The sequence below is a fragment of the Mongoliibacter sp. genome (genome assembly GCF_007692705.1).
Taxonomy (GTDB): Bacteria; Bacteroidota; Bacteroidia; order Cytophagales; family Cyclobacteriaceae; genus Mongoliibacter.
In genome coordinates this window covers 1-6,268 of sequence record NZ_REBN01000266.1, presented here as the reverse complement: position 1 = coordinate 6,268, position 6,268 = coordinate 1, and the positions used below count along the sequence as shown (strand labels likewise).

5 protein-coding genes are annotated in these 6,268 nt (G+C 39.7%); 3 read left to right on the top strand and 2 right to left on the bottom strand.

Annotated features, from left to right (window positions below; all coding sequences use genetic code 11):
* Nucleotides 1-171: 171 nt before the first annotated feature.
* Together EA341_RS18080 and EA341_RS18075 are read right to left on the bottom strand one after the other, a co-directional pair.
* The gene (locus EA341_RS18080; protein ID WP_293016576.1) at nucleotides 172-969 is read right to left on the bottom strand and encodes a DnaB-like helicase C-terminal domain-containing protein; all 798 of its coding nucleotides are present in this window, start codon (nucleotides 967-969) and stop codon (nucleotides 172-174) included.
* Nucleotides 970-1,370: 401 nt separating this feature from the next.
* Nucleotides 1,371-2,795 (bottom strand): Gfo/Idh/MocA family oxidoreductase, encoded by a 1,425-nt coding sequence (locus tag EA341_RS18075; protein WP_293016575.1) that lies wholly within the window; start codon nucleotides 2,793-2,795, stop codon nucleotides 1,371-1,373.
* Between the two features lie 308 nt (nucleotides 2,796-3,103).
* On the opposite strand from EA341_RS18075, the gene EA341_RS18070 reads away from it, so the two are divergent.
* The 3 genes from EA341_RS18070 to katG form a co-directional block, all read left to right on the top strand.
* Nucleotides 3,104-4,066, top strand: coding sequence for a metallophosphoesterase (locus EA341_RS18070; RefSeq protein ID WP_293016574.1), 963 nt, complete (start codon nucleotides 3,104-3,106; stop codon nucleotides 4,064-4,066).
* Between the two features lie 201 nt (nucleotides 4,067-4,267).
* Nucleotides 4,268-4,516 carry a Rho termination factor N-terminal domain-containing protein gene (locus EA341_RS18065; RefSeq protein WP_293016573.1) on the top strand — a complete coding sequence of 83 codons (249 nt, stop codon included), beginning with the start codon at nucleotides 4,268-4,270 and terminating at the stop codon, nucleotides 4,514-4,516.
* Between the two features lie 236 nt (nucleotides 4,517-4,752).
* The coding region (katG, locus tag EA341_RS18060) for a catalase/peroxidase HPI (RefSeq protein WP_293016572.1) at nucleotides 4,753-6,268 on the top strand (1,516 nt) is incomplete at its 3' end.

Sequence of the window (6,268 nt, the reverse complement as noted above, 5' to 3'; positions counted from 1 at the left end):
CTTCTCTGAGAAATATTTTTACAACATCTGGTAATAACACCAAAGGGTATATATTTTCTGACTTCAACAAATTATATTTCATTTTAGACTTGCGTTTTAAAAAATATCACTCACTTAATTTAACATGGAATTTTAATTTGACAGTGGTTTAATTATAAGAAGAAATAAGGATCAGGAAATTCGACCAAACTCATCGTAATTCAAAGACAAATTCCCCTTTTTCCCGTTTGAATTTTTCTCCAAAAAAATCTCCAATATTTCTTTTGTCTCATCTCCGTTTTCATCCAAATCGATTCCGACAATATACGCTCTATAAGTCAAGAATATTTTATTGGCGTAATTCGCAATCAAATCTGACCTGTATAAATCCATCAATCTTGGCATTTGATCGGTGTATCTTTTTTCAGCGGATGCTAAGGCCGGAAGAGCAAGAAATACAGGTACTCCGTTTTCTCTGATAAATTTGTTAATTTTGACTAAAGTCTCAACCACAAATTTGTTGCTGAAATAATGTGATTCGAGTAGATATTGGAAGTCATCAATGATCAAGTAAGAAACTTTTGACTGGAGGGCATTAGATAAAATGTCATCAATACTAACTGGATCATATTCAATTTGAACTCTACTCAAAAGTGTTTTTTTTATTTCCATGAGTCTTTCAAAAATCAACTCATCACCCAAGTTATCAATTTCATCACCCTCAATTATCGACAATAAACGTCTAATTAAAGGCTTGGAACTTGTTTTTGGAACAACCAACATACCTTTAAACTCTTGGTAATATGAAAAATTCGCAACAAAATTTAGAAGAATAGTTGACTTCCCATGGTTGTGCCTACCTGAAAAGATCACCAACTCAGGAAGAAACCCTCCATGAACGAATTTATCTAAAGAATTAATACCAGTAGTTAGAAATACATTTCTTTTATCTTTATCAAAAAGTTGGTCGAAGATTTTATCAAAATTCATACTTGCTAGTAGGTGCTGTGAATTTTAAATTTATGGAAAAAAATTAAATAAGAGGAGCCAGTTTAAAAAAGAGGGCAGAAGCGACCTCTTTTTTGTTTTTATACCTCTTCAGTTTGATTTAAGTGAAGTTTTGATCGGCTGCAGCTTTTTTTGATGCCTGTATCTTTAAAAAAATCGAGTTATTACATATATCTCCACCTATTGATATTCGATTTGTTTTCTTGATCTAATCCAACTATAGTGCAAGAAGCTCGACTGCAATAGAATTTGACAATAGAAAATAATTACAATTTTCGTATCATAATCAAATCCAAACGTATCAAATTGTATCATTATGGATAACGAAGCATGTAATTGTAAACTGAATATAGATTGGAAGCCGACTAACTTAACCCTCCTTTTTAAACCCTATAAAACTCCTCCCAACCTTTTCTTGGTGGCATGCCTGCCAACACCTGATTGGCAAGCGGATTGTTGATGATCTGTCTTTTTTCGCGGTCAAACTCCAGCTTTACACCCATTTGTTGGGCCAATACCCCTAAGCAGAAAACTTGACTGAGTGGGCCTGCTATTTCAAATGGAGACCTTGTCTTTTCTTCCCCTTTACAGGCTTTTAGGAAATTAGCAAAGTGATTGGATGGGCTTTCCGGCACTTCCGGAAGCTTTGACTCCATTTCCTTGGCTTTTTCTTCAGGTACTATTGACAAGGTACTCCCATGTGATCCTCCTTTGAATGTAAGATCTTTGCTGTAAATGATTTTGCCTGGATTGAGTTTGGCAGGTTGAATTTGACCTGTACTTGGTGGCGGAATGTTGGGGTCCAGCTCGGATACGCCATAGCCATCCGGCACCGGGGGTATATTGTCAAGTCCATCATACCAGGTAATGGTCAATGGAGGCATGTCTCCACGGGAAGGGAATTTAAATTCCAAAGTAGTGGACATGGGGAAAAAGAAAGGATTGTGCCCGCTCAATTTTACCGGGTTGATTTCATAAGGCAACCCTAAGTCCAGAAATTCATGCGCGCTATCGATGATATGAGCACCCCAATCTCCTAAGGCACCCATTCCATAGTCGTACCAGCACCGCCACTGTCCATTGTGAAAATCTTTATGGAATTCTCTTGGCTGAGCCTGACTGAGCCATGTATCCCAATCCAATGTAGATGGGACTGGCTCTGGATCCGGAAATCTTGTCATCTCAGTATCCCATCCATGCCAGCGACGTCTCGCATTCATATGTGCAGTGATCGCTGTGACATCTTTGATGATGCCTGCATCTTTCCAGCTTTTAAATTGAAAATAATTGGCCTCTGAATGGCCTTGATTGCCCATTTGGGTGATTACTTTTGGATGTTTTTTGGCTGCGGCCATCATCAAATCCACTTCTTGAAAAGTTCTTGCCATTGGCTTCTCTACATATACATGTTTGCCTTCGGCAATAGCCAGCATGGTGACTGGAAAATGTGAAAAATCCGGAGTGCCAATACTGATGGCTTCAAACTCGTTTCCAATTTGATCAAACATTTTTCGGAAGTCCTGAAACTGTTTTGCTTTTGGAAACATATTCATGATTTCCAAAGTCTGCTGAGCTCCCATGTCCACATCGCATAGTGCCACTACATTGCAAAGACCAGTTCCATAAAGGGCTTTGATGATTTCATTTCCTCTGTTTCCTATACCTACACAGGCAAGGTTGACTTTATCTGATGGGGCTATATGGCCCATCGATTTACCTAGTACCTTGGGAGTAATGATGCTAAAACCTGTTAAGCCTAAAGCGGCCGTAGCCCCTGTTTTCAGAAAGTCTCGTCGATTAGTGGACATGTTTTTGGATGTTTTGGTTATCGTGTTGTATTGTTTCTTCTTTGGACTTTCGCTTTTATTGTCCGAAAAGTATTTTTTAAATTCTTGTTATTTTTAATAGATTAAATTAATTGGACTATTTTAATTTTCAGAATGATTCAAAGAAAATCAACGGAAATGATTGCGCAAAATAGATAGCCAGCTTTGCAAAGCATCTGCTATACACCTTCTTAAATGAAGCTTGAAGTGATCTGGTCAGAAAAAAATTCTTTTTAAAGAGAAAATCCTTTATTTTAAGTGGTCTATAGACGCCTGCACAATTGATTCTTATGTCTCCTGAAAAATCCAAAATCTCAAGAAGAAAACTGCTGAAAGCTGCTGCTTTGGGCACCATGGCTACAGCAATTCCCTTTGAAGTGACCTTGGCTGAACCAGATCTAAAATCTAAAAATGAGCCTATCTTGCGGTTTGCACACCTGACAGACATCCATCTCCGGCCCGATGGTATTTCAGAAGCCAGTCTGAGAAAATGTCTCGACCATCTTATTCAACAGGAAAAGAAAGTGGATTTTTTGATCAATGGGGGAGATGTGATCATGGACGCATTGGGAGAAAATGAAGAAAGCGTTGAAGCACAATGGGCTGTATGGAGAAAAATCAAGGCTGCTTATCCTGAACTTAAATTTTATCATTGCATTGGCAACCATGATGTCTGGGGAGCTGCACCAGAAGGAGAATCATTTCCTGGTAAGGCATGGGCCATGAAGGAACATGCATTAGAAAATCCATACTATACTTTTGATATTAATGGTTGGCACTTTATTGTTTTGGACAGCACCCATCAGAAAGAAGATGACAGCTGGTACACCGCCAAACTCGACTCAGCCCAAAGGGAATGGTTGGAAGATACCCTCATTAAAATCCCGGCAGACAAACCCACCCTCATTATTTCACATATACCTATTCTAGGAGCCACCCCTTTTTTAGATGGAGACAATGCCCGATCAGGTGACTGGATTGTGCCAGGTGCATGGATGCATACTGATGCCAAGTCCTTAATCAGCCTATTTCACCAGCACAAAAAAGTGAAAATTTGCATCAGTGGGCATATTCATATCCTAGAATCCCTGCTGTACAATGATGTGCATTACCATTGCAGTGGAGCAGTTTCCGGAAATTGGTGGAATGACGAACCTTATGAATTCACCCATAAAGGTTATGGCTTTTTTGAGCTGTTTAAAGATGGAACGCATACATTTAAGTATGTGCAATTTGATCTGGATACAAAATAATAGAGAGATATAATCACCAACTTTTTTCAATCTCAGCACTGTAGACAAAGTTCAGGGTTAGATTACTCAATTTCTTAATCTGGTCAATCATCCACCTTTGGCATTAGTCTTGGACTCTAACTACATCCAATTTACAGATAGTTTGATGAAGTTATTATCAAAAAGGACTTTTAAATAAATCTAACAAGAAAATACTACGCTATGGCCAAGGACATGCGACCAAGTATCAAAAATGAAGAACAATACGAAGCTCTTAGGGATCAGGGCATGAGTAAGGAAAAGGCTGCCCGGATTGCCAATGACCCCAAGTCGGGGAAAAAAGGAGGCAAAGCAAGTGATTATGAAGAACGGACAAAAAAAGAACTTTATGAGCAGGCTAAAAAAGTAGGTATAGCAGGTAGAAGCAAAATGGACAAAAAAGAGCTTATTGAAGCATTGCGAAATAATTAAACCAACATAACCATGACAACTAGAAAAACTATATAAAAAGACAGCCTCCTTGTTTCATTTAACTGATCAGCATTTGAATCAGTTAAGCTTTTCAGCACCAGCCTTTTCAACCAATTTTTTAATTTTCACATCATTTTTCTCAATTCATCATAGATTTTATCAATTTCTTTCAAGAAACAATAGGGGCTATCTTTGATTTATTCTTTAAATCACCCTTACATCAAATTAACATACATATGAAGAAATTATTAATGAGCATCGCGCTGATTTTTGCTGTGGTATCTACAGGATGGACACAAGAAAAAGCGGGTAAACCCGAACAGGCTGATGGATGGTCCGGTGCGACCAAGAAAAGCCCAAGTGCAGCTAGTGCAGCACAAACAGTTGATTGGTGGCCCAATCAGCTTAACTTAAGCATGCTTCGTCAGAATTCCCAAAAATCCAACCCAATGGGTGAGGAATTCAATTACATAGAAGCTTTCAACAGCTTGGATTATGAAGCTTTAAAAACAGATATTGAAGCGGTTATGACTGAATCACAGGACTGGTGGCCGGCAGATTATGGACATTACGGAGGTTTGTTTATTCGTATGGCATGGCATAGTGCAGGAACATACAGAACTGGTGACGGACGTGGTGGATCCCGTTCGGGACAGCAGCGTTTTGCCCCTTTGAATAGCTGGCCTGACAATGCAAACTTGGACAAAGCGAGAAGGTTACTTTGGCCAGTAAAACAAAAATATGGTAATAAAATTTCCTGGGCTGACCTGATGGTGTTGACAGGAAACGTTGCTTTGGAATCTATGGGATTTGAAACCTACGGATTTGCTGGAGGAAGAGAGGATTCATGGGAACCTGAATTGGATGTGTATTGGGGAAAAGAAACAGAATGGTTGGCCGATGAGCGCTACAGTGGAGACAGAGAACTGGAAAATCCACTTGCAGCCGTACAGATGGGTTTGATCTATGTGAACCCAGAAGGTCCGAATGGTAATCCTGATCCTGTTTTGGCTGCGCATGATATCCGTGAGACATTCGGAAGAATGGGGATGAATGATGAAGAAACGGTGGCATTGATCGCAGGTGGTCATACGCTTGGTAAAACCCATGGAGCAAGACCTGCTGATAAAGTAGGTCCTGAACCTGAAGCGGCTCCAATTGAAGAGCAAGGGTTTGGTTGGAAAAGTGGTTATGGTTCTGGGAAAGGACCTGATGCTGTTACTTCTGGTTTGGAGGTAATATGGACAGCAACTCCGGTAGAATGGAGCCAAGGATACTTTAAAAGTCTTTTTGAACATGAATGGGAACTGACCAAAAGTCCCGCAGGTGCGCACCAATGGGTAGCCAAAAATCCTGAAGTGCTTTATCCAGATGCCTTTGATCCAGAGAAAAAGCATAAGCCAACCATGTTGACAACTGACCTTTCTATGAGATATGACCCTGTTTATGAGGAGATATCAAGAAGGTTTTATGAAAATCCAGAGGAATTTAACAAGGCATTTGCCAAAGCATGGTTTAAACTAACACACAGAGATATGGGTCCAACGACCACTTATCTTGGTCCTGAAGCGCCTAAAGAGGATCTGATTTGGCAAGACCCGATTCCTGCAGTGAATCATGATTTGGTAAATGCGCAAGATGTTACGCAATTGAAAACAGCTATTTTAAATTCAGGTTTGTCCGTGGATGAAATGGTTAAGACCGCTTGGGCTTCAGCTTCTACATACAGGGGTTCTGACAGAAGAGGTGGAG